Genomic DNA, 25,930 nt, shown 5'->3' on the forward strand with positions numbered 1-25,930 from the left:
GACAATGCCCTCCTTACACGTTGCTCAGATCGTCGTCCTTCATGCACAGATGGACGGCACCCAGCTTGAAGGTCTGGGGCAGAGCCAGGATATTGGGGTTGGGACCCACAAACTTCTTCTTAGCATCCTCCAGAGCCTCCTCGAAGGTGGCCCGGGTCTTCAGGCCCATGCCGCGGGCAATGCCAGGCTCCTGAGCGCCAACGATGTAGATGGCGGAGGTGTTCATCTCGGCGATGTGGCCGCAGCTCATCATGGAGAAGCCGTGGAAGGGATGGAAGGCGTTGCAGAAGCGGTACTTGCGGATATACTCCTGGTTGGTGGCAAAGTACTCGCCGTACCGGTCCATGTCGGGCAGGATGTTCATGTAGTCGTGCTGGAACATCTCATAGAGCTCCCGCAGGTAGGGCCACCGCTCGTCGTGGAAGTAGCCGTTGCAGATGGAGGAGCAAATGATGACGCAGTTGTCCTTCATGACGCGCTTGTGGCGGATGACCTGAGCGGAGAGAGCCTGCATCATCTGGATGGGGTTGGTGCCCATGCCGTTGCCGTAGTGGAAGTTCTGGGGCATACCGAACACCATCACGTCGTACTTCTTCTCGGCGAAGGGGACGTAGGTACGCTTGTTGGCCAGCTTCCAGGACTCAGGCTGCATCACCTTGGCGTAGCCGGAGTAGATGGCGATCTGGCGGGAGTAGGTGTCCAGCACAGCGTCGCAGCAGAAGAAGGGATGGCCCATCTTCTCCTCCATGTGCATGCCGATCTCGTCGAACTTGGTGCGCATGAGGGAGTGGCCGGACACGGGGGTGAAGTCATCCCGGTGCATGACCTTGGGCACGTGGTGGCTGGCGATGCTCCGCCAGTGGGTGATACCGGTGGCGCAGTGCTTGTAGCCGCCGGAGTAGCCGCCGTAGGGGTTGCCCTGGGTGTGGCCGATGAGGATGGGAATGTCGCAGTCAAAGACATACTTGTTCATCAGCACGGGATCGCCGCGGCCGGTGGTACCAAGGTCCACCATGTGGTCGTAGTCCTCGGAGTCGTGGCTGGTGATCTGGTTGGTCCAGTAGAACTCATTGAAGAGCTCCTCGCCCAGGATCTGCTTCATCTCGGACACGGTGGCGCGGGGGTGCAGGCCGTTGGAGAAGAGCAGCAGGATGTCCTTCTTCTCCACGCCGGCGGCATACAGCTCGTCCAGGCAGGCACGGATGGACACCTTCCGGTGGGCGGTGGGCTGGCAGCCGCCCTTGACGATGTCGGGGATGACGAAGACCACGGTCTTGCCGGGGCCGGCCAGCTCCTTCAGGGAGGGCATGCCCATGGGGTTGCGGATGGACTCCAGGGTGGCCTTGTACAGGCTGTCCCAGTCCTGAGGCAGGCACTCGGGATCAGGCACGGTTGTGCCGGGGATAAACACGTCGGTGTTGTCGGGCAGGTTGGCGCTCATCAGGCCATGGCCGTATTCAAAATCAAGCTTCATGTGTGCTCTCCTTACTTACCAAGATAGGTCTTGATGATCTCCAGGTACTCGTCGGGGTAGAAGCCGATCTCCCCCTGGAAGCGGGTCAGGGCGATGAGGCCGCCGTCGATCTCGTCGATGGAGGCCAGCATCTCGGCGTTGTCCACCTTCAGGCCGCCGCCGTACACCACGTCCAGACCGCCGGTCTGCTCCTTGACAAACTTGGCGATCTTGGTGATGTAGGGCTTGTCGGCAGGGGTCTTGCCGGGGCCGATGGACCAGATGGGCTCATAGGCGATGACCACCTTGGAGGTGTCCACCCCGTCCAGGCCGATCTTCAGCTGGTCGCCCAGCACCTGCTGCCACTGCTCCTGCTCCTCGCTCTTCTCGCCGATGCAGTAGAGGACGGTCAGGCCCTGCTCGATGGCCAGCTTGATCTCCTGGTTGAGCAGGCGGTTGACGGCGGCGGTGTCGGTGACGCCGGCCTCAGCCAGCACGCCCATCTTGTCGTTGCGCTCCTCGCAGTGGCCAATGATGGTGGAGGTGCACCCCATGGCCTTGACGATGGAAGCGGGACGGTTGGTGGTGAAAGCGCCGAAATTGCCGCCCACAGCGGTGTTCATGCGGTAGACGCTCTGGGAGCCCACCTGTACCGGGCTGTTCTCGCACTGAGCGGCCACAGCTCCCAGGATGTGGGCCTCGGGGAAGTACTGGACGAACTCCACCTCGGTGGGATCGTAGTGCTTCAGACCTTCCTGGGTGTGCTCCACGATATACTTGCCCCAGTCAGCCACCGGGGCGATGCGATTGACGCCGCCAAACTCCACGGGCACGTCAAACCGCTTCAGATTCAGATACAGATGCTTCATTCCGGCCACCTCTTACTTCTTGTAGAAGTCGATCATGTCCTCCAGGGACTTCTGCTCCACCAGAGGAGCACGGCCGTAGGAGCCAAAGTTGACGATCAGGGAGCCAACAGCCTCCTTCACGCCGGCCTCCACGCGGCTCATCAGCAGGGCCACGTCATCGTCGGGCACGTTGCCGGTGAGGACGGTATCCATGATGGGGGGGAAGAACACGCGGGGATCGAAGGCGGACTTCTTCTCCTCCAGCAGGGTGTACACGCCGCCGATGGAAGGGCTCTTCTGCAGCTCAGGCTTCTGAGCAAACAGCTCCTTCATGTTGCGGGTCACGGCCAGACGGATGTCGGTGTCCACGTTGATCTTGCGGATACCGCAGGGGATAGCGGCCATCAGCTCGTCCACGTTGATGCCATAAGCGTTCTGGATGTCGCCGCCCAGGTCGTTGATCTCCTTAACGATGTACTGGGGCACAGTGGAGGAGCCGTGGGACACCAGGGCGCAGAAGATGCCCAGACGGTTGATGCACTCCTTAATGGCGATGGGGATCTCCTTGCGGAGCTTGGCGTCCTTGCCCTTGTTGGCGCCGTGCTGGGTGCCGTAGGAGATGGCCAGGGCGTCAACACCGGTCTTCTGGATGAACTCCACAGCGTCCAGGGGGTTGGTGTAGGTGGAGGTGGCGGCAAACACGTGGTCCTCCTGGCCGCCCAGCACACCCAGCTCGCCCTCAACGGACACGCCCCGGGCGTGGGCATACTTGACCACCTCGCGGGTCAGTTCGATGTTCTGCTCCAGGGGCAGGGAAGAGCCGTCGATCATGACGGAGGTGTAGCCGCCCTCGATGGCAGCCACGCAGGAATCAAAGTCCTTGCCGTGGTCCAGGTGGAGCACCACGGGGATGGGGGAGTTCTCGCCGTACTTCTTCACGGCGTTGGCGATGTTGCGGGCGCCCTTCTTTTTGTCCTCCAGGGTGCCGTTGGCAAAGTCCACACGGCCGCCCATGAAGGCGTTGGCCAGGTCGGCGCCCTGCAGGATGGCAGGAGAACGGAAGGTCTCGTGCATCTCGATGACGGCCTTGGCCTGGGCCACGGCGTTGACGTTAAAGGCGCCCTGGGCGTAGTTGTACTTCTCAGCGGCTTCCATCAAAGGTCTCAGGGGTACCAGCGGCATAATAAGTTCCTCCTTAATTCTCTCCGGCGAAAACACACTCGCCGGCCACATAGGTTGCAGTTACATTCAGATCTTGATCCAGAACCACCAGATCGGCATCCTTACCGGGGGCGATGGAGCCCTTCCGGTAATCCATGCCGATGAGGCGGGCAGGATTGCAGGTCAACAGGGGGAGCACCTTTTCCACGCTCTCCCCGGTGAACTTCACAAGGTTTCTCAGGGCCTGACCGGTGGTCAGGGTAGAGCCGGCCCGGACGCCGTTGGACGCCAGCTTGGCGTCTCCGTCCTCCACCACCACGTCGTTGACGCCCAGCTTGTAGTGGCCGTCGGGCAGGCCGGCGGCCTGGATGGAGTCGGTCACAGCTACCACCTTGTCCCAGCCCTTGCAGGCCAGGAGCATCCGGACAGAGCCGGGGTGGAGGTGGCGGCCGTCACAGATGGCCTCGCAGCACACGGGGCGCTCCAGCACGGCGCCCATGATGCCGGGCCGATGTTGGTGGAACAGGCCCATGGCGTTGAAGGTGTGGGTGCAGCAGGCGGCTCCCGCGTCGATGGCGGCACAGGAGGTCTCGTAGTCGGCACCGGAGTGGCCGATGGCCACGGTGGTGTGACCGGCGATCTCCGCGATCATGTCCACCACGCCCTCCACCTCGGGAGAGACGGTGATATAGCGTACCGCGCCGTCGGCGGCCTGCTGGTATTTGCGGAAGAGCTCCGCATTTCCCTTCTGCAGCAGATGCTCGGGCATGGCTCCCTTGTATTCTACCGACAGGAATGGGCCCTCCAGGTGGATGCCCATGAGCTGGGCGCCGGTGATGGGGGCCTTCATAGCGGCCTTGGCCTGGTCGATGCACCACAGGGTCTGCTCCGGCGTATCGGTGAGGATGGAGCATAGCCAGCCGGTGGTGCCGTTTTTGGCGAAGAACCGGCCGATCTTGGCCAGGTCCTCGGCGGTGGCAGCGTTCACATCCACGCCGTCGCCGCCGTGGGTGTGCAGGTCCAGGAAACCGGGGACCAGCAGCTTGCCGCCCAGGTCCACCACGTCATCGGCCTTGCCGCCGAATCCGGCGACCCGGCCGTCCTGCACCAGCAGGTCCACGTCCTGGAACTGGCCGTCCATATAGATGCGGCCATTGGTAAAGAGCGTTCTCTTCATGGGATACCTCAGAAGGGCTGGCCGGCAGCCAGGGAGTTGGTGAAGATGATGGCGTCGGGATGGTTCTGCAGCAGGCTGGCGGGGAAGTGAGCGGTCACCTCGCCGTAGGCGGCCTGACGGACCACGGAGCGGTGCCACTCGCGGAACACGCCCAGACGGACCTTGCGGGCACCCAGGATCTGCTTGATGCCGATGGTGACAGCACGGTGGGGCATGGCGTCGATGGCGCCGCAGCGGTCGCCGATGGCGTTAGCGGTGCGGGTCTCGGGGTTGAGGGTGAGGGCCCGGGTGCCCTGAGCGGCAAACTCCTCGGCGGTCATGTCTTCGCGGGACTCGTTGAAGGCCAGGTGGCCGTTGATGCCAATGCCGCCGAAGGCGATGTCCACGCCGCCCAGCTCCTCAATGAGCCGGTCCACGTAGCCGGGGTCGGCGGGGTTGGGGAACACCCGCTGCTCAGGGGGCATCAGCAGCTCGGGGTCCACCTTGGTGTACACGGTGCGCTCCATGAAACCCCGGAAGGACAGAGGGCTCTCCTTGTCGATGTAGGTATCGTCATCGTTGAGATACTCGTCCATGTTGATGAACCAGCAGTTCTTCAGGCTGATACGGTCCCGGTTCACCAGGCGGACAAAGATGGGGTACTGACCCACGGGGCCCACAGGGCAGATGAAGACGGTCTTCTCACCCTTCTCATTGTGGGCCTTGATGGTGTTGATCATCTCCATGGCAATCTCGTAAAAGACCTCGCCGGAGTCCCCCAGCTTGACCACGGGAATCTTGGCGTCCTTGCCCAGATCCTGGGCAGAAATGTGATAATAGTCCATGTGGATCTTCCTTTCTATTGGCGGAATAACAACGTTAAAACAGGTGGGACACGTTCAGATCCCGGATGGTATCCACGATCTCCTTGGTGCGGGTACAGCCAAACTTGCGCAGCAGGCTTTTGATCTGGGTCTTGACGGTGACCACCTCCACACACCGCTGGGCGGCGATCTCCTTGATCTTCTTGCCCTCCAGCAGCAGCCGCACCAGGTCCCGCTCTGCGGCGGTGAGCTGGGAGACCGTGCTGATGAAGAAGAGCAGGGAGCGCTCCGAGGTACGCAGACGGGAATACTCCTTGAGCAGCAGGTTCTGGATCTTGCCGTCCAGCATGGGCTGGCCGGCGTAGGCGCTGCGGATGTGCTGGAGCAGCTCCTCATCCTCGCACCCCTTGACGATGTAATCCACCGCCCCTGCGCCCATAGAGGTGAGGATCATATTGTCGGTCTCATGAGCCGTCAGGAAAAGGACCTTGACCTCCGGCTTTTTCTCCAGAATGTGCTCGGTGGCATGGATGCCGGCGTTGGTGGTTTCCATCTCGATGTCCATCAGGACGATATCAAAGTCGGTGTCCATGGCCAGGGCTTCGATCTCCTTGCCGCTGCCGGCGCTGCCCACCACGGTGATATCCTCCTGCTGATTGAGGACATCGCACAGATCCTCCCGGATCAGCTCAAAGTCCTCGGCGACCAAAATGCGAATCATGCTTCTTTCCCTCCTGCTCCCGGCGGGTGGTACCATAGCGGGGCAGCAACACGAAGAAGGAGGCCCCGCCCTCCGGCCGGTTCTCCACCCGAAGAGAGCCCAGGTGGCTGCGCACAATGGTGCGGACATGGTAGAGGCCCATGCCCCAGTTGAAGTTGGTGTTCTTGCTGGAATAGAAGGGTTCAAAGATGTGCTTGAACTCCTCTGAATGGATGCCCGGCCCGTGGTCCTTCACCTCCAGGACGGTGTACAGCCGCTCCTGGTGGCTCACCAGCTCCACCGGTCTGGCCTCCTCGTATTCGATGGTGGCCTCCCAGGCATTGGTGAGCAGGTTATACAGGGCCTCGCTGAGGTAATTCTCATCGGCCAGGACCTGGATGTCCCGGTCCATCATCAGGCGGACCCGGCCGTCCGGGTATTTCTTGCGGAACCGCTCCATGGTGATCTCCTCCAGCCGGCCCAGCGTGACCGGAACCAGCCGGACCGATTTGGCCTTTACCGTGCGGTAAAGCTCCTCAGAGCGGCTGATGAGCAATTCGTTGTTGTCACAAAGGTTGTCGGCGTAGTTCCGTACCCGGTCCAGGTCCGGCTCCTCCTTCTGAAGCTCTGCCCGGATGCGCTTGTAGAGCACCCGGTTGGCCAGAAGCTGGTTTTTGATGCTGTGGACGAAGACCGACGCGCCGGTACGGGCCACGTCGAACTTGCGCTCCAGCACCACCTCATCCCGGTCACTGACAAAGCTGGTCTGGGTGTAGCGCAGCAGGCTGCCCAGACCCAGGATGCCGCACACCAAATTGATGGCTACCAGGACCGCATAGCCCCCCACGCTGAGGGCAAACTGGAGATATCCCACACCCTTGATCCAGGTGTAGTCATAGCTGTAGAAGCGGTAGATCTGGCCCGGATCCTGGCCGCAGTAGAGGCCGTACAGGGCGGCCAGCGCCACCAGAGAGATGACGATAGGGAGGAACTTCCGCCGGGAAAAGTGCATGGTGGTGGAGCAGTACTCTACCACCAGCAGGCCTACCGCCAGGACCACATAACACATGATCCAGACGTAGGAGAACTGGACCAGTATATCTTTTGTTGCCGGGAGCAGTACCACCAGGGAACGGTATATGTTTGGGTAATAGAGTACCAAGGAGACCGCCGGCAGGATGAGTGCCAGCCGCCGTACCAGGGGTGCCTTCCGCAGAGCGGAGAGCATAGAATACTGAAAGGCCAGCTCCAGCAGGAACAGGGGAAACAGGTAGCGGCCCACTGCCACCAAGTAGCCCAGCTGCCCCAGGGTAATAAAGCGGTACTGCACCCAGCTCCGGATGGAGGGGGTCAAAAAGAGAAAGTTCATGACCTCATGAGACAAGCCGCCCTTTTTGGCGATAAAGAGCATCAGCCCCACGAAGTACACTGTCAGACTGAGACACAGTCCTACCAGCAGCAGAGACTCCCAGTTTTTTTTGACACTCAGCACCAAAATGGAGCCAATGAGCAGCCCCAATGCCAACAGCAGAAGCATAGCAATATCCTCCTCTGTTCTCAGCCTTCGGTGCTATTGTACCGGGAATACCGCACTTTGTAAATGTCAGTTATACACAAAGGGGCGGCGGCGGTGTTCCGCCGCCGCCCCTCCTGGGGTCCTATTAGTAGTTGCCGGCCTCGGTCATCAGGTCGAAAGCCACGTAGTCTTCCACGGGGCAGACGTCCTCTTCGGTGATGGAGCCGCCGTCCAGCAGGTTCTTCTGCTGCAGCTCGTAGTAGCCCTTCACGGTGCCGTCGGACACGCCGTCCACGACTTCCTTACCGGTCAGCCAGTCGGCGTCGCCGCGCTGGTTGTACATGGTGTCGTAGTCCAGCTTGGCCTTATCGGCGCACCACTGAGCGACCTCGTCATGATGCTCGTCAGCAGCGTAGTCCATAGCCTTGAACAGAGCGCGGACGAAACGGACGGCCACGTCGCGGTTCTCTTCCAGGTACTTGGGGGTGACGATCCAGCTGGCCAGAGACACGCTGGTGTCGGAGAAGGTCATGTTGTCGGCCAGCTTGGTGGTGTCAGACATGCCCTCGAGGATGGTCAGGCTGTTGGGGGACCAGGTGGCGCAGGCGTCCACGCCGCCGGACATCATGGCGGTCACAACGGAGGCAGCGTCCATATCCATAGCGGTGATGTCGTCCATGGTCATGCCGTGGGCAGCCAGGGAGTTGCGCAGGATGTCCTCGCTGGAGGTGCCGGAGGAGTAGGCAACGGTCTTGCCCTTCAGGTCCTCAACAGTGGTGATGCCGGGGCCGCCGATGAGGGCGTCGCCGTTGGAGATGTGGGACAGAGCGATGATGGTGGCGTTGCCCTGGACGCACAGCTTATGGGCGCCCTGGCCGATGTAGCCGAAGTTCACGGAGCCATTCTCCATGGCGGCGATGATGGTGGGGCCGTCCTGGAACTCGGTGAAGGAGACATTCAGGCCCTCCTCCTCGAAGAAGCCCTTCTGAGCGGCGGTCATCATGCTCCACATGCCGCCGTAGTTGGGCATGTAGCCGATGTTGATGTCGACAGTCTCAACACTGGGAGTCTCACTGTTGCCGGAAGCGGTCTCTCCGCCGCCAGCAGGGCTGTTGGCAGGCGCGGGATTGCCGCCGCAGGCAGCCAGAGCGCCGCCCAGCATGGCAACGGTCAGAAGCATAGCAAGAAACTTTTTCACGTTCATTCCTCCTGTAATAAACTTGTGGGTTCTTTCCTCATTGTGGTATTTATTGCAACGGCCTTGGCCGTTCCAACCCAATTACTTCCGGACTTCCAGGTACTCCTGGTAGACCTGGCTCCAGATCTCGTTCTTCAGCTCCAGGAAACGGGGGGTCATCTTGGTTTCCTGCGTGCGGGGATAGGGAATGTCGATGTTGACGATGGACTTGATGCGGCCGGGACGGGCGGACATGATGATGACCTTCTGGGCCAGAATGATGGCCTCCTCCACGTCGTGGGTGATAAAGAAACAGGTCTTACGATCCTTCTCCCAGGTCTCCAGTAACTCGGTCTGCAGCTGGGTACGGGTCTGGGCGTCCAGGGCACCGAAGGGTTCGTCCATCAGCAGCACCTCGGGGTCGGCGGCGTAAGCGCGGGCGATAGCCACACGCTGCTTCATGCCGCCGGACAGCTCCTTGGGATAGTGGTCGGCAAACTTGGTCAGGTCAACCTTGGCCAGATACTTCATGGCCTCTTCCTCGGCCTCTTTGCCCTTGATGCCCTTCATCTCCAGGGCGAACATGACGTTCTTTTTCACGGTGAGCCAAGGGAACAGGGCGTACTGCTGGAAGACCACGCCGCGCTCAGTGCCGGTGCCGGTGACCTTCTTACCCTTGCAGTAGACTGCGCCGGAGGTGGCCTCGTGGAGGCCGGCGATGATGTTCAGCAGGGTGGACTTGCCGCAGCCGGAGGGGCCCACCACGCAGATGAATTCGTTCTCATAGATGTCCAGGTCGACCCCGTTCAGGGCTACCATTTCGCCGTTGCGGGTATTATAAACCTTGCGGACGTTATCGATCTTGACGATCAGATTTCTCTCTTCTCCTGCCATCCCGTCAGCTTCCTTTCCATAAATTTGATGATTTTTTCAACAGTGATGCCGATGATGCCGATGATGATGACGTAGGCCAGCATGGGGGCCGCGTCAAAGCTGTTGTTCAGAGACCGGATGCGCATGCCCAAGCCGGCGGTGGCACCGGTGGACTCGGCGGCAATCAGGGTAGTCAGGGCCACCGAGGCGCCCAGCCGGACAGCGGTGAGGATAAAGGGCAGGGTAGCAGGGGTGATGACCCGGACAAAGATGTCTCGGTCGGTGGCACCCAGCACACGGGCGGCCTTGATGAGGGTCTCATCCACATTAATGACGCCCTGATAGATGGTCACGCACATGATGAGGAAACAGGCGATGGTAATAACGATCACCTGGGGCAGCCGGCCGACGCCGGCGCAGATCACGATCAGGGGCACATAGGCCAGAGGGGGAATGTTGCGGATGAACTGGATCCAGGGCTCCAGGATGTTACGCACCGGCACATACCAGGCCATCAGGATGGCCACAGGCAGAGCAATGACGAAGCCGATGACATAGCCCAGAGCAACGGAGATCAAGCTGCTGCTCAGGTCCTCCCAGAAGGCGCCGCGCTCCACCATGCGCATCAGGCCCTCGAAGGTCACAACAATGTTGGGGAATGCACGGGCGGTGGTGGGGATGATAGACATGATGTACCATACCAGCATAGCCACCGCAAAAGAGATGAGCAACCAGACTTTTGGCGGGATCCGGTTTGCCAGGGACTGCTTCTTCTGTTCCATTCTCTTCGCTCCTTCTTACGCGTGATAAACTGCATGATTATGTATGGGGAGTCTGCCCCAATCTTCAGGTAAAACAAGTATAACTTCTTTTTCCAAAATAGAAAGTATGAAGTTTTATCATCCCAAAGGTCTGTGTGGGTGCTGGCGGGAGCCCTTGAGTGAATAGAAAAAGCCGCAGCGGCGAGAAATTTTGGCCGCTGGCAAGCAATTTTTTTGCAGGAATCCTGACGGATTTCAAGGAAAAATTGTGCCACCCAGGGGGCAAAAGACCCGGCGATTGGGCTTGTTGACAATATTCAAACAAGGCCTAAGCTGCTCCAGACTAGATCTTAGTGGTATTTTTGCGTCTGTAGATAAAAAAGAACAATATATTTCACATATGAAAGTCAATATCCCGCTCGCTTTAATCCAGCCACAAAATCCCAGGCATTAGCAAAGTCATTATAGGCGTCCTTTGCTTCCTGTGAGATATTGGGATCATTGGCAGCACCTCGGTACACATTACTCATGCCGTCAATGATCTGATCATCCAATGGTACACCGCTGTTCGGATCAATTTGATAATTGGGGGCATACCCATTCTCATAAGTGGGGGCAGTGGGCTCATTGTACGTAATCTCTTCAGAGCCTACAAAAATACAGTTTTTGAGCTGAAAGAAATCCCCGGAGGTCTCACAATAGCCGATAACCGTCAAATAGCCGTCATCAAAGCACTTTTGATAATTTGTGTCGTCGATAAAATAATAATTGATATATGGCTCTGCGTGTCTTTCAGACTGTCTGGAAGGACCAGAAGGAGGCCATTCTTATGGCATGCAAAATGCTGGAGGAATGCTCCGTACAGGAGCAGCAGCAATCTTCCACCCTTACAGAGTCATTTCAAAAGCAGTTGGACCGTCTTCAGGAAAAGCTGGAAGGCCTTCGAGGGATGCGTGCGATGGGCGATATTACGAGAGAAGAATTCCTCCACGACAAGCAAAACATACAGGCTGAGATCGACCAGCTTCAAACACGGATCAGAGATCTTTCTGCTCTGTCACCATCCCCTGTTCCCGCTTTGAACATAGCGCAGATCAAGCGCACATTGGACAGCTGGCTGGACTTTTCCGGGCCCAGGATTTCAGAAGAACTGATCGAAGAATTTATTCTGCAGGTCGTTTTGATCGATGATAATACCTTTAACTGGACCCTGGATCTGTCCTCTCATAAGACAGGCAGCACACGCTTACAACCCAATGAAATGGCTATGCCGCAATACCGGAGATGTGAGTGTGCCGCTACGGATACGCTGCCGGATCGGCACAGTGCAGACCCGCAAACCCTTTTTACCATTACTATCACAAAAGAAGAGGCGCAAGCCTATTGCCGCTCTCTTGGAATGAAATTCTTCGCCAAAAAATGGCATGATAAAACCGTAATCATCAGTATCTGACAGACAAACCCAGCGCTGTAGCTCCACCACTACAGCGCTGGGTTTATAGTGCGTTTTACAAAGCCGCATTTCTTTTTTGCAATTTTCGATTGAATTTACAAATAATCACTGCTATTATTAGTATACAAAAGCAAGTTATTAGTTTATTTTCAAGGAGTGAGCAAAATGCTGCCCGCTGAGTTATTGGAATTAGCAAAGAGTATTTGCAAGCAAAAAGCAGAAACGCAAACACTGGAACTAAAATGCGCCCATGTGGACTGCCCAAAACGCCTTTACGATACGTTGTCCAGCTTTTCCAATCAGGACAGCGGGGGTATTTTGCTTTTTGGCATCGATGAAGATGCCGGCTATCGGGTAGTAGGCGTATATGATCCTCAGGATCTGCAAAAGAAAGTGACCGAGCAATGTAACCAGATGGAACCCAAGATTCGGGCTGTTTTTACTTTTGCGGAATGGCAGGAAGGAATCTGGATCTGTTCGGCTGAGATTCCGGGTCTGGATCTGTCTGAGCGGCCCTGCTTTTACCAGGGCGCAGGCCGTATCAAAGGCTCTTTCCTGCGGGTAGGCGATGCGGACCTACCTATGACAGACTATGAGCTATACAGCTATGAGGCGTTTCGGAAGCATCAGCACGACGATGAGCGGCCTGTGGAGCGGGCCACGTTGGACATGATGGAACGGGATAAGCTGGACGCCTATCTCCTTCAACGCCGGATCGAGCGGCCCGGCTTTGCACAGCTTACCCAGGCACAGGCCTACGAGATGCTGAACATTACCCGGGATGGCGTGCCTACATTAGCCGGTGTGCTCAATTTTGCGCTCTATCCCCAGGGTTACTTCCCTCAGCTGGGTATCACCGCCATTGTGGTGCCTGGAACTCAGATTGGGGATACTGCGGCCGACTCCGCCCGCTTTACCAACAACAAGCGGATTGAGGGGACCATCTCTGCTATGGCAGAGGAAGCACTGGTTTTTTGTCAACGGAATATGAAGGTGCGCACCATCATTGACAAGGATACCGGAAAGCGGACCGACCGGCCAGAGTACCCCATGGACGCCATTCGCGAGGCTGTGCTGAATGCCTTGATTCACCGGGACTACAGCATCTATACAGAAGGTACACCTATCCAGATTGACTTCTTCGCCGACCGGCTGGAGATCCACAGTCCCGGCAGCTTGTACGGCCGAATAACGGTGGAGCAGTTGGGCGTTGCCCGGCCAGATCTGCGCAATCCTGCCCTGGCAGTAATGACCGAGGTACTCACTGGGGCGGAGAACCGCTACTCCGGTATCCCCACCATCCGCCGGGCCATGGCGGAATACGGCCTGCCGGAGCCAAAGTTTGAGAACCGGCGCAATGAGTTTGTGGTAACGCTCTATAACGGAACAGATATACCCGTGCAGCCGGAAACATCTGCCGGACAAAGTTCCGGAGAGCCGGATCTTTTGGCTTTTTGTAAAACACCCCGCTCACGGCAGGAAATCGCCGATTACTTAGGGGTCAAGACGGTGTTCTATGTGATGCAGCACTATGTAAAGCCTTTGCTGGAGTCCGGTCAGCTGGTCATGACCATACCTGAGAAGCCAAAGAGTAGAAACCAGAGGTATTATACTGCTTAAAAATCTAAAGCCTTGTGAAACACATATCGTGCCGCATCAGACAGCTTGTATTTCCAAGCAATATCTGTAGCCGCCCAGGCTGCCATCAAGAATCCCAGAGCTTAAGTCCGGGAAATAGGAAATCAAGCTAAAAATGGAGCGTGTCATAAGAACAAAACGTTCTTATGAACACGCTCCATTTTTGCGCTGCCTTGCATGGAACACCCAGAAGCCCAGATAGGTCACGATGGGCAGAAGCATGCCCAGCCAATCGTAGGGGGACTGGATGAGCAGGTTGAACACCGCGTGGAAGGTCATGGCAAGGGACAGCAGTCCGAAAATACCGGTATAGAAGAGCTTTTTCTGAAGCTTTAGAAACTGCATCCCATAGCCCACTGAGAGGGTACACATACCATGGGACAGGCTGGTGGAAAAGCCTCGAACCACCGCCCAGCCCAGGCTCACCCGGTCCATATAGGTGATGAGCAGGAATGCGTTCTCCATCAGCGCAAAGCCGATGCCCACCGACATGGCCAGAGGCATCAGAGTCTTCCGATCCTCACAGAGCAGGGCGGCATAGAACAGGACAGGCAAGGCCTTGAGCAGTTCCTCCACGATTGGGGCTACCCGAATGGAGATGTCCTGTCCGCTCATCCCCAGGATGAGCTGCACCATGGTGTTGATCTCATATGCGCTCACCGCCACCAGGATGCCCAACAGCATAAAGCCCAGCAGCAGCCGGGCCTGGCGGTCCAGCAGGGTCATCAGCAGGAGGATGGGCACCGCAAAGCAGATAAAGATTATGTAAACCACTTGCGCACCCCCATTCTCGCCACCGGCAGTGCAGCCAGAAGCAGCGCCCCATCCGCCGCCGCCAGAAGCCAGCCGGTCAGGCCCGCCGGGCTCCAGCAGAACTGGGCCAGCTGAACCACACACAGCAGCAGCGCCAGGGCATGAAAGGTCCGCATGGCGGCGATGATGCCCATCTCTACGTCGGGCATAAAGAGCAGCTTGGCGGCAAAATAGGCCGCCATGGTAACCGGGAGGGCAAAGAGGCTCAGCAAAACGGGGTGCTCCCAGCGCCACAGGGCCCCGCTCACCCCCAGCACCAGCACCCCGGCGGCAACAGCTGCCGCCGCCAGGCGGTATTTGCGAAATTCCCGCTCCCCGCTGTCCGCCAGACTGTTAAAGGCCCCGTAGTAGGAGGAATACAGGAAAAAGAACAGACCCACATGGCCCAGCCAGCCCACGTGAAAGCCCTGGACGGCGCTGGGGCGCAGGAGACTGGCCAGCGCCTCATGGCAGCTGCCCAGGAAGCAGGAGGCCACACCAAAAAAGATGATCTTATAGAAGAGCGGGGTTTTGGGCCGGAACGCGGTACACAGCCCAAAGAGAAGGGCGGCAAAGGCCCCTGCCAGTCTCAGCCAGATCATGCGGCACGCTGCTTCCGGCGCAGGATCAGCACCGTGACCAGGGAGCCGGCGGCCAGCCCCACCACCAGGGCGGTCACTGCCAGCCCCGCACCGCCCACACCCAGCATGGTGGCGCTGCCGAACATGCCCTTCAGGGCGTCGGAGTAGAGCTGCCGCGCCGTATTGATGTACTCCGAAACCTGTCTAGACTGCTCCTGGGCGGCCTGGATGGCATTGAGCCGGTCGGTTGCCTGCTGCTTGTTCTGCTGGGCCAGCTGCAGCTGGAGCTGGGCAAAGAGCATCTGAATACTCTGGTCCCCGGTGCCCACCATGCTGCCCGTGAGCTCATTCTGCTCCTCCTCCCCGTCCAGGTCCAGGGCCTCCAGCTGGGCGAGGAGTGTGTCCACCTCTTCCTGGGACACGTCGGGGTCCATGTCCACGATGGACTGGGCAATGCTGTTGAACTGCTCCACGCCGTCTCCGCCGGGGCGCAAGGAAGGAAGGGCGCGCCTCTTTTTGTGAAAAATTCTTGACCGTTCTGCCATCCTGTGCGTGTATAGAGTAGAAAGGAGGGGATGGAATGGAGCCATCGTCCGTACGGCCGGCGGATGAAGCGGAATACATGGTACGCACCTATGGCAGCACCCTCTTCCGCCTCTGCCTGGTGATGCTGGGCAGCGAGAGCGACGCGGAGGACGCGGTGCAGGACACCATTTTGACATACCTGCAAAAAGCCCCCAGCTTTGCCGACGCCGGGCACGAGAAGGCCTGGCTCATTACGGTGGCGGCCAACCGCTGCCGGGACCTGCTGCGCAGGCGGACCCGCCACCCCCAGCTGCCCCTGGAGGACCTGGAGGCCTACGGGCCGGACCGGGAGGAGTGCGGCATCCTGGAGGCCCTGATGCAGGTGCCGCCCCGTTTCCGGGTGGTCCTGGTGCTCTACTACGTGGAGGAGTACCCCATGGAGGAGATCGCCCGCATCATCCATCGCTCGGTGTCGGCGGTAAAAATGCGCCTGCAGAAGGGGCGCAGGCTGCTGGAGGAGATCTACCGAAAGGAGTATCTGTAATATGGAAGAGATCCGTTTGAAGCAGGCGGTCCGGGCCATCGAGATGCCCCGGGCCATGGAGGCGCGCATGACCCAGCGTCTGTGCCGGGCCGCTCGCCGCCGCCCCAGCCGCTGGACCCGCCCCGCCGTTGCGGTGCTGGCGGCGGCCCTGGCCCTCACCCTGACCATGCCTGTGCTGGCCGCCCATGTGGAGCCGGTCTACGACCTGATGTATCTGGTGTCCCCCGCCATGGCCCAGTCCTTCCAGCCGGTACAGCGGAGCGACCAGGACAACGGCATACGCATGGAGGTAGTATCCGCCCGCATCCAGGGGGACAGCGCCCAGATCTATCTGACCTTGCAGGACCTGGAGGGGGACCGGGTGGACGCCACCACCGACCTGTACGACAGCTACACCATCCGCACCCCCTACGACACCACGGGCCACTGTGAGCGGGTGGGGTATGACGCAACTACCGGCACCGCCACCTTCCTGGTCACCCTGACCCACCTGGAGGGCCAGGCCATGCCGGGAGACAAGATCACCTTCTCCCTCCGGGAATTTTTAAGCCGGAAGGAGGAGCGGACGGGAGTAAACCTCCCCGCCGATCTGAGTGCCGCTTCCACCGCCCCCGCCACCCAGGCCGTGGACCTGCGGGGGGGCAGCGGCGAGGCCTTTGAGGAAAGTTCTTTCCGGGCCCTGGTCCCCAATCTGCGGGACAACGCCTGCCCGGTGGAGGGGTTCACGCTCACCGGCCTGGGCTGGGTGGAGGGCAGGCTCCACGTCCAGCTGCTGGTGGACGACCTGCTGGACAACGACAACCACGCCCAGCTCTATCTGACCGGGGCCCACGGGACCGTGGTGGAGCCGGAGGCCTCCTACTCCTTCTGGGCAGAGGAGGGCAGCGGGGACAGCTATGAGGAGTATGTCTTCTCTCTCTCCCCGGAGGAGGCGGCAGGCTGCCGCCTGACGGGGGACTTCTTCCTCAGCGGAAGCCATACCCAAGGGAACTGGAAGGTCACCTTCCCGCTGGAGGGATAAAATATGAGATTTGTTTGATTTCACGGCTGGGCAATGGTATACTAAAGAAATCTTCTGCCGCCGTGAAGGAGTGATCCCATGTCGTTTATCAGCGTCTTTGATGTACTGGGTCCCAATATGGTGGGTCCCTCCAGCTCCCACACCGCGGGAGCCGTGGCCATGGCCAACGTGGCCCACAAGCTGCTGGCCCCGCCGTTGAAGAAGGTGGACTTCACCCTCTACGGCTCCTTTGCCAAGACCTATCAGGGCCACGGCACCGACCGGGCTCTGCTGGGGGGCATCATGGGCTTTTCCACCGATGATCTGCGCATCCGGGACTCCTTTTCCATCGCCCAAGAGCGGGGGCTAACCTTTTCCTTTACCCCCAATGAGACCGAGACCGACATCCACCCCAACACGGTGGACATCCGCATGGAAAACGCCGCCGGGCAGGTCATGACCGTCCGGGGCGAGTCTCTGGGGGGCGGCAAGATGCACATTGTGCGCATCAACGGCGTCCGGGTGGACTTCAGCGGCGAGTACGCCTCGGTGGTGGTGATCCAGCAGGACAAGCCCGGCGTGGTGGCCCACCTCACCCGCGTGCTCAGCGACCGCAATGTGAACATCGCCTTCATGCGCCTGTTCCGGGAGGGCAAGGGGGACACCGCCTACAGCATCATCGAATCCGACGGCACCCTGCCCGACGGCATCGACTGGGAGCTGCGGGCCAACCCCTATATCCGGGACGTCATGATCGTGCAGTCGTAAGGAGGGGACACCATGGAGTTCAAAAACGCCAAAGAGCTGCTGGAGCTGTGCCGCCAGGAGGGCTGTCCCATCTCCCAGATCATGCGCCGCCGGGAGATCGTCCAGGGTGAAACCACAGAAGAGGCGGTGGACCGCCGCATGGCCCGTGCCCTGGAGATCATGCGCCAGTCAGCCACCATCCCGCTGGAGCGTCCCGTCCGCTCCATGGGCGGACTCATCGGCGGGGAGGCCAAAAAACTGGCCGCCCGGGCCCAGGAGAAGAAGGACCTCTGCGGCCCGGTACTCCAAAAGGCCATCACCTACGCCATGGCGGTGCTGGAGGTCAACGCCTCCATGGGCCTCATCGTGGCGGCCCCCACCGCCGGATCCTCCGGCGTGGTGCCCGGCCTGCTGCTGGCCCTTCAGGATGAGTATCACATCTCCGACCAGCGGCTGCTGGACGGTCTGTTCAACGCCGGCGCCATCGGCTATCTGGCCATGCGCAACGCCACGGTGGCGGGTGCGGTAGGCGGCTGTCAGGCCGAGGTGGGGGTGGCCGCCGCCATGGCAGCCTCCGCCGCGGTGGAGCTGATGGGCGGCCAGCCGGAGCAGTGCCTCAGCGCCGCCGCCACCGTGCTGATGAACATGCTGGGTCTGGTGTGTGACCCGGTGGGCGGGCTGGTGGAATACCCCTGCCAGAACCGCAACGCCGCCGGCGTGGCCAACGCCCTCATTGCCGCCGAGATCGCCCTCAGCGGCGTGGAGCAGCTGATTCCCTTTGACGAGATGCTGGCAGCCATGTACCGGGTGGGCCGCTACCTGCCCGCCGAGCTGCGGGAGACCGCCCTGGGCGGCTGCGCCGCCACCCCCTCCGCCTGCCAGCGCTGCGGCGGCTGTGGCTGAACCACACATCAAACAGGCCCCCGGAACCCAGTTCCGGGGGCCTGTTCTTGTTACATCTGCTCGTGGAAGGTGCGTTTGATGACCTCCAGCTGCTGCTCCCGGCTCAGGCGGGAGAAGTTCACCGCGTAGCCGGACACCCGGATGGTCAGGGTGGGGTACTGCTCGGGATGCTCCATGGCATCCACCAGCAGCTGCCGGTTCATGACGTTGACGTTCAGGTGGTGGGCCCCCTGGAGGAAGTAGCCGTCCAGAATATGCACCAGATTGTCCACACGCTGCTCTTCCGTCTTTCCCAGGGCGGCGGGCACGATGGAGAAGGTGTTGGACACGCCGTCCTGGCACACCGCCCGGTAGGGGATCTTGGCCACCGAGTTGAGGGAGGCCAGCGCGCCGTTCTTGTCCCGGCCGTGCATGGGGTTGGCGCCGGGGGCGAAGGGCTCCCCTGCCTTGCGGCCGTCGGGGGTGGCTCCCGTCTTCTTGCCGTACATCACGTTGGAGGTGATGGTGAGGGCGGACAGGGTGTGGATGGCGTTCCGGTACAAGGGGTGCTTCTTCAGCTCGGCGGAGAAGTAGGACACCAGCTCCACGGCGATGTCGTCCACCCGGTCGTCGTCGTTGCCGTACTTGGGGAAGTCCCCCTCCACTTCAAAGTCCACGGCGATGCCGTTCTCGTTGCGGATGGGGCGCACCTTGGCGAACTTGATGGCGGACAGGGAGTCGGCGGCAATGGACAGGCCCGCCACGCCGAAGGCGGCCAGCCGCTCCACCAGGGTGTCGTGGAGGGCCATCTGGCTGCTCTCGTAGGCGTACTTGTCGTGCATGTAGTGGATGATGTTGATGGTGTCCACATAGAGCTCCGCCACGTAGGAGAGCACCTTTTTATAGTTGCCCAACACCTTGGGGTAGTCCAGCACCTCGTCGGTGTCCAGCTGGATCTCGGGCACCACCTTGATGCCCTTCTTCTCGTCCACGCCGCCGTTGATGGCGTACAGCAGGCTCTTGGCCAGGTTGGCCCGGGCCCCGAAGAACTGCATCTGCTTGCCCACCGCCATGGCGGACACACAGCAGGCGATGCAGTAGTCGTCGCCGTACATGGGCCGCATGAGCTCGTCGCTCTCGTACTGGATGGAGTCGGTGTCGATGCTCATTTTGGCGCAGTAGTCCTTGAAGCCCTGGGGCAGGTGGGGGCTCCACAGCACCGTCAGGTTGGGCTCGGGGGCGGTGCCCAGGTTGGTGAGGGTGTGGAGCATGCGGAAGGAGTTTTTCGTCACCAGGGTGCGGCCGTCCACCCCCATGCCGCCGATGGACTCGGTGACCCAGGTGGGGTCGCCGCCGAAGAGCTCGTTGTACTCCGGGGTACGCAGGTGGCGCACCAGCCGCAGCTTGATGACGAACTGGTCCATCAGCTCCTGGGCCCCCCGCTCGTCCAGCACCCCGTTGTCCAGGTCCCGCTGGATATAGATGTCCAGGAAGGTGGACACCCGGCCCAGGGAGGTGGCGGCGCCGTTGTTCTCCTTGATGCCCGCCAGGTAGGCCATGTACAGGTTCTGCACCGCCTCATGGGCGTTCTCCGCCGGGCGGGTGATGTCGCAGCCGTATTTTGCGGCCATGGAGGCCATCTGCTCCAGGGCACGGATCTGCATCTGGACCTCCTCCCGCAGGCGGATGCGCTCGTCGGTCATGGGGCCGTCAATGCGGTCCAGGTCGGCCTTCTTCTCCTCAATGAGGAAGTCGGTGCCGTACAGGGGCACCCGGCGGTAGTCGCCCACAATGCGGCCCCGGCCGTAAGCGTCGGGCAGGCCGGTGAGCAGGCCAGCCGTCCGGGCCAGGCGGGTGCGCTGGGGGTAGGCGTCGAACACGCCCTCGTTGTGGGTCTTGCGGTAGAGCCGGAAGTGGCGCTCGATCTCCGGGTTAAGCTGATAGCCGTACTGCTCCAGGGCGGAGGTGGCGTTGCGGATGCCGCCGAAGGGGTTGACGATCCGCTTGAGGGGGGCGTCGGTCTGGAGGCCCACGATGACCTCGTTGGCCTTGTCGATGTAGCCGGGGGCGAAATTATCGATACCGGAGACGGCGTTTGTCTCCACGTCAATGATGCCCTTCTTCACTTCCTCAATGATGAGGGCCTCGGCTTTTTTCCACACTTTTTCCGTTTTTGTGGAAACAGGGGCCAGAAACTCCCCGTTACCCGAATACGGAGTGTAATTCTTCTGAATAAAATTACGGACATTCACCAAATGCCGCCACTCGCCGGTGCGAAACCCCTGCCAGGCGGTGCAATTTACATCAATGCTCATATGCTGACTCCTTTTCTCATGACCTGTCCGCCTGGACGCAGGTACGGTTCAGGCGCTTGTTCCATTGCTCCAGAATCTTTCCGTCCATGGGGGGCACTCCCTCCAGGGGATAGGCCAGGCCCAGGGCGGCATACTTGTGGACTCCCAGGGTGTGGTAGGGCAGCAGCTCCACCCGCTGAATGTGCTTCAGCCCCTTCAGATATCCCTCCAGCCCTGCCAGGTGCTCCTCCCCGTCGGTGAGGCCGGGCACCACCACGTGGCGCACCCACAGGGGAATCCCTGCCTGCTGGGCCTGCTCCAGGAACCGGTCAAAGGCCGCCATGGAGCCCCCGGTAACCTGCTGCCAGCCCTCCGGGGTGTAGTGCTTTACATCCAGCAGGACCAGGTCGGTGTGGGCCAGAATGGCCCCGTACTCCCCCAGGCCGCACCCCGCCGTGTCCAGGCAGGTGTGGATGCCCGCCTCATGGCACAGCGCCAGGGTCTCGGCCAGAAACTCCGGCTGGAGCAGAGGCTCCCCGCCGGAGAAGGTGACCCCGCCCTCACGGCCGTAGTAGGGCCGGAACCGCTCCAGCCGCTCCACCAGCTGCCGGGGAGTAAGCGTCTCCGCCGTCCCCTCCCCTGACCAGGTGTCCGGGTTGTGGCAGTAGCGGCAGCGCAGGGCGCAGCCCTGCAGAAAGACCGCCGTGCGGATGCCGGGGCCGTCCACCAGCCCCATGGATTCCAGGGAGTGGACCCTCCCCTGTGTCATGTGGAACCATACCTCCTTTTTTGCACAAAGAAAAGCCGACAATCCGGGCTTCTCTCGCCCAGACGGTCGGCTTCAACTATCATACTCCATGTGGTAGGCTCCACATTATCCGTCAGTCATATGATATTCTTTTATATCACGGACGCCTGGCTTTGTCAAGAGATCTCTTCCCGCTCCAAAGCGGAGCAGTTTGCCCTCTCTTTCTGCCTGTAATATTTGGAAGATCCCTTTCCAAGGTCTAATTTTTATGCTATATTTATAAATAGGATTCATCATCCGTTTACCCCTGCAGATCGGTGCTCTTCCGGCGCGGAACCGCTCTGTCATCCCGCTTTGTCCCGAAGCTCATCGGGGAAAGGCTCAGGGAAAACCACCTATTCTTCGTATTTTCTGTATAAGAAGCCAGAGTTTCTAACAGTTTATGCGTGGGGAAAGGACGCTCCCGTGTTTGAAAATTACAGTCTTTCTCAGATCAACATGCCCGCTGTCCTGGTGGCAAACGGGCTTGGGGGCTGCCTCATGCTGGCCGTCCTGCTCAGCAAGCACAGACGAACCAGAATGACCTCCGTCGATGGAAAACTCTTTTACATCATGTGCCTGCTCTGTACTATCCTCTGCACATCGGAAACGGCGGGCTTCCTGCTGGAAAAGCGGCTGTTTTCCGGCGCCCGTCAGCTGTCTATTCTGTGCAGTGTCCTGAACCTGTGCCTGGCGGCCATTCTCTCCTTCCTCTGGATCTGCTATGTGGATTACCGGCTGTTTCAGGATCATGTCCGTCTGAAAAAGTACTATCCCTTTGCAGCCATTCCCGCCGTGCTCATCTGTCTGGCCGCCGTGTGCAATCAGTTTTTCGGCATATTTTTCTGGGTCACAGAGGATAACGTCTACTACCGCACCTCCCTGTTCCTGCTGCCCTGCGCGGTGATGTACTGCTACATCACCTACGGGGTTGTGCTGTCCTACCGGTATCGGAGACAATCGGACAAATATATCTTCATGCCGGTCCTCTCCTTCCTGATCCCCGTGTATCTGGGAAGCATCATTCAGCTGCTCTGCTACGGCATCGCCCTGATCTGGGTGTCGGTGGCCCTGGGCCTCACCTTTTTGTACATCAGCCTGCAAAGCGAGGACACCTACCTGGACCCCCTGACCGGCCTGTATAACCGCAATTACCTCATGCACTACATGGACCAGATCCCCAGACAGACCCGGGCTGGAATGCATATCACAGGGATTCTGCTGGATATCAATAATTTCAAGCAGATCAACGACACCTACGGGCACATACAGGGAGACGCCGTTCTCTGTGCCATGGGCAAAATCCTGCTCCGTGCCGCCAGTGACAGACGCGCAGCGGTAGTGCGGTACGGCGGCGATGAATTTCTCGTTCTACTGCCTGCCTCACAGCCCGCGGAGGTCCAGCGCATCAAAGACAGCATTGAACAGGAACTCTGCCAATACAATAACTCCGGTGAAGCTCCCCTTCCGGTCTCCTTCTCCGCCGGGATCTCAGAGCTGCGCCAGTCCGACCTGTTTCAGTTCTTTCAGGATATGGACCGGGCTATGTATCAGGAGAAAAAGGCCTTCTATCTGAGTGTCTCCGGCGGGATGGGTCCCGGCGGCGGTACGCAGTAGCAGGCAGGTGATTGGAGTATCTTCGACATGATGAAGCGAAAAATCCATCTCAGAGGACTCCGCCCTATTTTGAACGGCGTCCTGCTGGTTTTTGTGGCGGCCCTGCTGGTATTTGCCGTTGTGCTGGTACGCACCAAGCTGCTGCAGAATGCCCAGGACCTGGGTATGGCGCTGGTCCACAGCTATGCCCTGGAAGAGGAAATGAATATCCACGCTCTGGAAACTCACTTCAATATTGCAGGGAAATATCTGGACGAGATGATCGCCGCCGGAAACAGCTGCGACCAGCTTCAGACCTGGCTGACAGGCTACTTTCATAAATTCGCCGACACCATGGGCATGGACGTGGCCGGCTTCTACGCCGTGGTAAACGGAAAGATCATCGCATCCAACCCCTGGGAGGGGGGCGAGACCTATCCCTATGAAGAGTCGGACTGGTACCGGGACGCATTGGCGGCGGACGGCCAGATCGTGCACGGAAAGATCTATGAGGACGCCATCACCGGACAGCTGATCTTTACCATCTCCAAATCGCTGAACAGCGAAAAGAATGTGCTCGCCATGGATGTGTACATCCAGAACGATTCCCTTCACAACAACGCCCAGATCCTGCCCGAGGATTCCTCCTATTACCTGTGCGATGAAAACGGCGTGCTGCTCTATTCCATGACCAAATGGAACGTGGAAAACCAGCGCATGCAGTCCTATATGGACTATCTGATGTCCGGCATCTCGGACGGTTCCCTTCTGGCCTACGACGCCACCGTCCAGGACCCGGAGGGAGTCACCCGCGGCATCTACTATCAGAACATGAATAACGGCTGGACAGTCATCATGACCATACCCATCCAGCAGATCCTGATGGGGGAAGAAAGCACCGTCATTCTCCTTCTGTCCAGTGTGGCTATCGTCCTATTCCTCATCCTGATGTTTATGACCATCCAGGACATGCTCAAGAGCCGGGTGATGAAAAAGGCCGACGACACCGCCCATATGCTGGGTGACTCCTTTTACTCCATTTACAGAGTCAACGTCAAGGCCGGCACCTATGAGTGCTTCAAGCTCTATGAAGACCTCCAGGGCAAAGTGCCTATGAAGGGAGCCTACCCCGCATTGCTGGAGGCCATACGCCCTGTGGTGAAGCCCAGCATCTACCAGGCCTTTGTAACCGCCTTCTCCCTGGACAGTATCAGCCAGCGGATGGAGCAGGGCGTGGCCGACTACGGCGGCGACTACCAGCGCCTGTTTGGAGAGAGCTACCGCTGGGTCAATATCCGCACCCTCTATGATCCGGAGCTGGCGCCCGATGAGGTGATCCTCTGTTTCCGGGATGTGGATGAGGAAAAACGCCGGGAGCTCCAGCATACCATTATTCTTCAGGACGCCCTGGACGCCGCCCAGAAGAGTACCAAATCCAAGTCTGAGTTTTTCAGCAACATGTCCCATGACATGCGTACCCCCCTCAACGCCATCATCGGCTGCTGCAATCTGGCAGAAAAGACCCGGGAAACGGAAAACAGCCAGAAGGTATGGGAGTACATCAAAAAGATCCAGTTTTCTGCCGATCAGCTGCTCAGTCTCATCAATGACATCCTGGAGCTGTCCAGAATGGAGGCCGGAAAAAACCACCTGGATCAGAAGGAGCTGGATCTCAGCGCGCTTTTGCTCAAGGTGGCCGATATCTTCCAGGATCGCGCCCAGGAGGAGGGTACGCGGCTGGAAATCAACATCGATCTCCCCGACCCGGTGGTGATGGGCGACGAGAAAAAGCTCACCCAGATCATCAACAACCTGCTGTCCAACGCCGTCAAGTACACCGACCCCGGCGGGCGGATCTATCTGGAGGCCCGCCAGTTCTCCTTCCAGCAGCACAACAAATATCAGGTGGTGGTGGAAGATACCGGAGTGGGCATGTCGTCCACCTTCCTGGAGCACCTGTTTGACCCCTACTCCCGGGAAACCACCTTCTCCTCCCACCCCACGGTGGGCACCGGTCTGGGCATGTCCATTGTGAAAAGTCTGGTTCAGCAGATGAGCGGCGAGATCTCGGTGGACAGCGTTCTGGGGGAAGGCACCCGCTTTACGGTGACCATCCCGCTGAAGACCATACACCGGTCGGAGGATGCCTCTCCCGATCACAGCCTGGAGGAGCTGAACGTCTCCTTCGACTGGACAGGCAGGACCATTCTGGCGGCGGAAGACAACGAGCTCAACCGGGAGATCATCACCGAGGTTCTCCACCAGTTCGGGGCCGAGGTGCTCACCGCGGTCAACGGCGCAGATGCTTTGCATACCTTCCTGGCCGCGCCGCCCTTTTCTATCGACGCCATTCTGATGGATATGCAGATGCCGGAGATGGACGGCTGTCAGGCAGCGGCCGCCATCCGTAGTTCCGGACGGGCGGATTCTGACGGAATCCCCATCATTGCAGTAACCGCCAACGCCTTTGCAGAGGACATCTCCCGCACCACCCAGGCGGGCATGAACGACCATGTGTCCAAGCCTATCGACACCAAGCATCTGAAGCTGCTTCTGCAAAAGCTGATCTCAGAGTGGGAGTCCCAGCGGCATATTCCGCAGTAATGCACAGCCATGCACAAG

At 59.5% G+C, this 25,930-nt stretch carries 24 protein-coding genes, 1 pseudogene and 1 riboswitch; of the genes and pseudogenes, 9 read left to right on the plus strand and 16 right to left on the minus strand.

All coding sequences use genetic code 11. From position 1 onward, the window contains the following. Positions 1-13: 13 nt before the first annotated feature. The 11 genes from B5G34_RS10985 to B5G34_RS11035 form a co-directional block, all read right to left on the minus strand. Positions 14-1,474 (minus strand): lactate racemase domain-containing protein, encoded by a 1,461-nt coding sequence (locus B5G34_RS10985; protein ID WP_087337187.1) that lies wholly within the window; start codon positions 1,472-1,474, stop codon positions 14-16. Between the two features lie 11 nt (positions 1,475-1,485). Next, the gene (locus B5G34_RS10990) at positions 1,486-2,322 is read right to left on the minus strand and encodes a triose-phosphate isomerase family protein (RefSeq protein WP_087337190.1); all 837 of its coding nucleotides are present in this window, start codon (positions 2,320-2,322) and stop codon (positions 1,486-1,488) included. A gap of 12 nt (positions 2,323-2,334) precedes the next feature. Next, on the minus strand, positions 2,335-3,483 hold the full coding sequence (locus tag B5G34_RS10995) for a class II fructose-bisphosphate aldolase (RefSeq protein WP_087337193.1): 1,149 nt from the start codon (positions 3,481-3,483) through the stop codon (positions 2,335-2,337). A gap of 13 nt (positions 3,484-3,496) precedes the next feature. Beyond that, positions 3,497-4,639, minus strand: a complete 1,143-nt coding sequence (gene nagA, locus B5G34_RS11000; RefSeq protein ID WP_087337196.1) for an N-acetylglucosamine-6-phosphate deacetylase — start codon at positions 4,637-4,639, stop codon at positions 3,497-3,499. A gap of 8 nt (positions 4,640-4,647) precedes the next feature. Further along, complete coding sequence (locus B5G34_RS11005) at positions 4,648-5,463, minus strand: glucosamine-6-phosphate isomerase (RefSeq protein WP_087337199.1); 816 nt, start codon at positions 5,461-5,463, stop codon at positions 4,648-4,650. Between the two features lie 34 nt (positions 5,464-5,497). Further along, positions 5,498-6,163, minus strand: coding sequence for a response regulator transcription factor (locus B5G34_RS11010; protein WP_087337203.1), 666 nt, complete (start codon positions 6,161-6,163; stop codon positions 5,498-5,500). Beyond that, positions 6,132-7,679, minus strand: coding sequence for a HAMP domain-containing sensor histidine kinase (locus B5G34_RS11015; RefSeq protein ID WP_087337206.1), 1,548 nt, complete (start codon positions 7,677-7,679; stop codon positions 6,132-6,134). The genes B5G34_RS11010 and B5G34_RS11015 overlap by 32 nt, the downstream gene beginning before the upstream one ends. 124 nt (positions 7,680-7,803) lie before the next feature. Beyond that, positions 7,804-8,856, minus strand: a complete 1,053-nt coding sequence (locus B5G34_RS11020; RefSeq protein WP_242956995.1) for an ABC transporter substrate-binding protein — start codon at positions 8,854-8,856, stop codon at positions 7,804-7,806. 81 nt (positions 8,857-8,937) lie between these two features. Next, positions 8,938-9,729, minus strand: coding sequence for an ABC transporter ATP-binding protein (locus B5G34_RS11025; protein WP_087337212.1), 792 nt, complete (start codon positions 9,727-9,729; stop codon positions 8,938-8,940). Then, on the minus strand, positions 9,705-10,490 hold the full coding sequence (locus B5G34_RS11030) for an ABC transporter permease (protein WP_087337215.1): 786 nt from the start codon (positions 10,488-10,490) through the stop codon (positions 9,705-9,707). The genes B5G34_RS11025 and B5G34_RS11030 overlap by 25 nt, the downstream gene beginning before the upstream one ends. A gap of 386 nt (positions 10,491-10,876) precedes the next feature. Further along, positions 10,877-11,185: a hypothetical protein gene (locus B5G34_RS11035; protein ID WP_087337219.1), complete on the minus strand. Its 309-nt coding sequence runs from the start codon at positions 11,183-11,185 to the stop codon at positions 10,877-10,879. Positions 11,186-11,298: 113 nt separating this feature from the next. On the opposite strand from B5G34_RS11035, the gene B5G34_RS11040 reads away from it, so the two are divergent. From B5G34_RS11040 to B5G34_RS11045, 3 genes and pseudogenes are all read left to right on the plus strand, one after another. Then, positions 11,299-11,922: a hypothetical protein gene (locus tag B5G34_RS11040; protein WP_087337222.1), complete on the plus strand. Its 624-nt coding sequence runs from the start codon at positions 11,299-11,301 to the stop codon at positions 11,920-11,922. Between the two features lie 165 nt (positions 11,923-12,087). Next, positions 12,088-12,495, plus strand: a pseudogene (locus B5G34_RS19170) (ATP-binding protein); the annotation flags it as partial. A 9-nt stretch (positions 12,496-12,504) separates the two neighbouring features. Beyond that, positions 12,505-13,542: an ATP-binding protein gene (locus B5G34_RS11045; RefSeq protein WP_242957001.1), complete on the plus strand. Its 1,038-nt coding sequence runs from the start codon at positions 12,505-12,507 to the stop codon at positions 13,540-13,542. A 162-nt stretch (positions 13,543-13,704) separates the two neighbouring features. Here B5G34_RS11045 and B5G34_RS11050 read toward each other — a convergent pair whose 3' ends face one another. The 3 genes from B5G34_RS11050 to B5G34_RS11060 are packed head-to-tail and all read right to left on the minus strand — an operon-like array spanning position 13,705 to position 15,406. Then, positions 13,705-14,334, minus strand: a complete 630-nt coding sequence (locus B5G34_RS11050; protein WP_087337229.1) for a PrsW family glutamic-type intramembrane protease — start codon at positions 14,332-14,334, stop codon at positions 13,705-13,707. Beyond that, positions 14,322-14,954, minus strand: a complete 633-nt coding sequence (locus B5G34_RS11055; RefSeq protein WP_087337232.1) for a hypothetical protein — start codon at positions 14,952-14,954, stop codon at positions 14,322-14,324. The genes B5G34_RS11050 and B5G34_RS11055 overlap by 13 nt, the downstream gene beginning before the upstream one ends. After that, the gene (locus B5G34_RS11060) at positions 14,951-15,406 is read right to left on the minus strand and encodes a hypothetical protein (RefSeq protein ID WP_162609469.1); all 456 of its coding nucleotides are present in this window, start codon (positions 15,404-15,406) and stop codon (positions 14,951-14,953) included. Before B5G34_RS11060 ends, B5G34_RS11055 begins: the two co-directional genes overlap by 4 nt. A gap of 107 nt (positions 15,407-15,513) precedes the next feature. Between B5G34_RS11060 and B5G34_RS11065 the strand changes: the two genes are divergently transcribed. The 4 genes from B5G34_RS11065 to sdaAA all read left to right on the plus strand — a co-directional run bounded on the left by B5G34_RS11065 (position 15,514) and on the right by sdaAA (position 18,652). Continuing rightward, on the plus strand, positions 15,514-16,002 hold the full coding sequence (locus B5G34_RS11065; protein ID WP_087337238.1) for an RNA polymerase sigma factor: 489 nt from the start codon (positions 15,514-15,516) through the stop codon (positions 16,000-16,002). Between the two features lies 1 nt (position 16,003). After that, complete coding sequence (locus B5G34_RS11070; protein WP_087337241.1) at positions 16,004-17,023, plus strand: hypothetical protein; 1,020 nt, start codon at positions 16,004-16,006, stop codon at positions 17,021-17,023. Between the two features lie 78 nt (positions 17,024-17,101). Further along, the gene (gene sdaAB / locus B5G34_RS11075; protein ID WP_087337244.1) at positions 17,102-17,770 is read left to right on the plus strand and encodes an L-serine ammonia-lyase, iron-sulfur-dependent subunit beta; all 669 of its coding nucleotides are present in this window, start codon (positions 17,102-17,104) and stop codon (positions 17,768-17,770) included. A gap of 12 nt (positions 17,771-17,782) precedes the next feature. Further along, positions 17,783-18,652, plus strand: coding sequence for an L-serine ammonia-lyase, iron-sulfur-dependent, subunit alpha (gene sdaAA, locus B5G34_RS11080; protein ID WP_087337246.1), 870 nt, complete (start codon positions 17,783-17,785; stop codon positions 18,650-18,652). A 50-nt stretch (positions 18,653-18,702) separates the two neighbouring features. Here the strand turns inward: sdaAA and pflB are convergent, their stop codons facing one another. Further along, positions 18,703-20,946, minus strand: a complete 2,244-nt coding sequence (gene pflB, locus B5G34_RS11085) for a formate C-acetyltransferase (protein WP_087337249.1) — start codon at positions 20,944-20,946, stop codon at positions 18,703-18,705. 16 nt (positions 20,947-20,962) lie between these two features. Further along, positions 20,963-21,694: a pyruvate formate-lyase-activating protein gene (pflA, locus tag B5G34_RS11090; protein WP_087337251.1), complete on the minus strand. Its 732-nt coding sequence runs from the start codon at positions 21,692-21,694 to the stop codon at positions 20,963-20,965. A gap of 49 nt (positions 21,695-21,743) precedes the next feature. After that, positions 21,744-21,824, minus strand: a riboswitch (ZMP/ZTP riboswitch). A 314-nt stretch (positions 21,825-22,138) separates the two neighbouring features. Here pflA and B5G34_RS11095 point away from each other — a divergent pair. Both B5G34_RS11095 and B5G34_RS11100 read left to right on the plus strand, forming a co-directional pair. After that, positions 22,139-23,329 carry a GGDEF domain-containing protein gene (locus B5G34_RS11095; RefSeq protein ID WP_087337254.1) on the plus strand — a complete coding sequence of 397 codons (1,191 nt, stop codon included), beginning with the start codon at positions 22,139-22,141 and terminating at the stop codon, positions 23,327-23,329. Between the two features lie 27 nt (positions 23,330-23,356). Further along, positions 23,357-25,912 carry a hybrid sensor histidine kinase/response regulator gene (locus tag B5G34_RS11100; RefSeq protein WP_087337256.1) on the plus strand — a complete coding sequence of 852 codons (2,556 nt, stop codon included), beginning with the start codon at positions 23,357-23,359 and terminating at the stop codon, positions 25,910-25,912. The last annotated feature ends 18 nt before the right edge of the window (positions 25,913-25,930 follow it).

Origin of the sequence: Flavonifractor sp. An82 (assembly GCF_002159265.1) — a bacterium.
Lineage (GTDB): Bacteria > Bacillota > Clostridia > Oscillospirales > Oscillospiraceae > Flavonifractor.

What these genes read in the sequence shown, in the direction of transcription:
- B5G34_RS10990 (WP_087337190.1), bottom strand. Translation starts at nt 2,322, where the DNA reads ATGAAGCATCTGTATCTGAATCTGAAGCGGTTTGACGTGCCCGTGGAG.
- B5G34_RS11065 (WP_087337238.1), top strand. Translation starts at nt 15,514, where the DNA reads ATGGAGCCATCGTCCGTACGGCCGGCGGATGAAGCGGAATACATGGTA.
- B5G34_RS11045 (WP_242957001.1), top strand. Translation starts at nt 12,505, where the DNA reads ATGACAGACTATGAGCTATACAGCTATGAGGCGTTTCGGAAGCATCAG.
- pflA (WP_087337251.1), bottom strand. Translation starts at nt 21,694, where the DNA reads ATGACACAGGGGAGGGTCCACTCCCTGGAATCCATGGGGCTGGTGGAC.
- B5G34_RS11070 (WP_087337241.1), top strand. Translation starts at nt 16,004, where the DNA reads ATGGAAGAGATCCGTTTGAAGCAGGCGGTCCGGGCCATCGAGATGCCC.
- B5G34_RS11030 (WP_087337215.1), bottom strand. Translation starts at nt 10,490, where the DNA reads ATGGAACAGAAGAAGCAGTCCCTGGCAAACCGGATCCCGCCAAAAGTC.
- sdaAA (WP_087337246.1), top strand. Translation starts at nt 17,783, where the DNA reads ATGGAGTTCAAAAACGCCAAAGAGCTGCTGGAGCTGTGCCGCCAGGAG.
- B5G34_RS11040 (WP_087337222.1), top strand. Translation starts at nt 11,299, where the DNA reads ATGGCATGCAAAATGCTGGAGGAATGCTCCGTACAGGAGCAGCAGCAA.
- B5G34_RS11100 (WP_087337256.1), top strand. Translation starts at nt 23,357, where the DNA reads ATGATGAAGCGAAAAATCCATCTCAGAGGACTCCGCCCTATTTTGAAC.
- B5G34_RS11015 (WP_087337206.1), bottom strand. Translation starts at nt 7,679, where the DNA reads ATGCTTCTGCTGTTGGCATTGGGGCTGCTCATTGGCTCCATTTTGGTG.
- sdaAB (WP_087337244.1), top strand. Translation starts at nt 17,102, where the DNA reads ATGTCGTTTATCAGCGTCTTTGATGTACTGGGTCCCAATATGGTGGGT.
- pflB (WP_087337249.1), bottom strand. Translation starts at nt 20,946, where the DNA reads ATGAGCATTGATGTAAATTGCACCGCCTGGCAGGGGTTTCGCACCGGC.
- nagA (WP_087337196.1), bottom strand. Translation starts at nt 4,639, where the DNA reads ATGAAGAGAACGCTCTTTACCAATGGCCGCATCTATATGGACGGCCAG.
- B5G34_RS11010 (WP_087337203.1), bottom strand. Translation starts at nt 6,163, where the DNA reads ATGATTCGCATTTTGGTCGCCGAGGACTTTGAGCTGATCCGGGAGGAT.
- B5G34_RS11025 (WP_087337212.1), bottom strand. Translation starts at nt 9,729, where the DNA reads ATGGCAGGAGAAGAGAGAAATCTGATCGTCAAGATCGATAACGTCCGC.
- B5G34_RS11005 (WP_087337199.1), bottom strand. Translation starts at nt 5,463, where the DNA reads ATGGACTATTATCACATTTCTGCCCAGGATCTGGGCAAGGACGCCAAG.
- B5G34_RS10995 (WP_087337193.1), bottom strand. Translation starts at nt 3,483, where the DNA reads ATGCCGCTGGTACCCCTGAGACCTTTGATGGAAGCCGCTGAGAAGTAC.
- B5G34_RS10985 (WP_087337187.1), bottom strand. Translation starts at nt 1,474, where the DNA reads ATGAAGCTTGATTTTGAATACGGCCATGGCCTGATGAGCGCCAACCTG.
- B5G34_RS11055 (WP_087337232.1), bottom strand. Translation starts at nt 14,954, where the DNA reads ATGATCTGGCTGAGACTGGCAGGGGCCTTTGCCGCCCTTCTCTTTGGG.